General features: G+C 59.9%; 2 protein-coding genes. One reads left to right on the top strand and one right to left on the bottom strand.

The genetic code is table 11. The annotated features are described in order from the left end of the window. Nucleotides 1–181, bottom strand: a 181-nt coding sequence (locus WN73_RS11650; RefSeq protein ID WP_271552848.1) for a hypothetical protein, incomplete at its 3' end; no start/stop codon positions are given. 263 nt (nucleotides 182–444) lie between these two features. Between WN73_RS11650 and WN73_RS11645 the strand changes: the two genes are divergently transcribed. After that, on the top strand, nucleotides 445–646 hold a 202-nt coding region (locus WN73_RS11645; protein WP_271552846.1), incomplete at its 3' end, for a co-chaperone GroES.

Raw genomic sequence — 646 nt, 5'->3', positions numbered from 1 at the left:
CGTGCTTCGCCGGCGCCATCTCCAAAGGACTCGATGCAGCGACCTGCGGGCTTGGCGGCTCAATCTCCGCCGGTTTGAACCCGTCGGACGAACCCAGAATGAACAGGAGGCCGGCGACCAACATGAGACCCGCACACAGCACCGCTAGACCAGCAATCACCAGGTCGCGATAGTCGTCCATGGTCGTCGTTCTTGGCGGAGTCCTACATTGCGCAGACGACCTCAATCCGCGGTCAGCTCCGGAGCGAGGGCGATGAATGGAAGATCAACTGGTCGCGCCAAATTCGCCGTTCAAGACCGCGGTTGGCAGTCGGGAGGCCGGAGTAACAAAAATTTTCAAAGACCTCTTGAACGGTGGTTTTTCGGATCCTAGGTCGTTTTCGCCCGGGAGCCGGTTGCCGGACCCGATTTTTGAACATCGCTGACCTGACATGGAGGATGTGCATGCATTTCCGCCCACTGCACGACCGCGTGCTTGTGCGCCGCATCGATGCCGAGGAAAAGACCGCCGGCGGCATCATCATTCCCGACACCGCAAAGGAGAAGCCGCAGGAAGGCGAGATCATCGCCACGGGTCCCGGCGGTAGAAACGAGCAAGGCCAGTTGATCCCGATCGATGTCAAGCCGGGAGACCGCGTTTTGTTCG

It is taken from the genome of Bradyrhizobium sp. CCBAU 45394, assembly GCF_028128655.1.
Lineage (GTDB): Bacteria > Pseudomonadota > Alphaproteobacteria > Rhizobiales > Xanthobacteraceae > Bradyrhizobium > Bradyrhizobium diazoefficiens.
The sequence above is the reverse complement of the archived record's forward strand: the minus strand, read 5'-3'. Positions and strand labels throughout refer to the sequence as shown.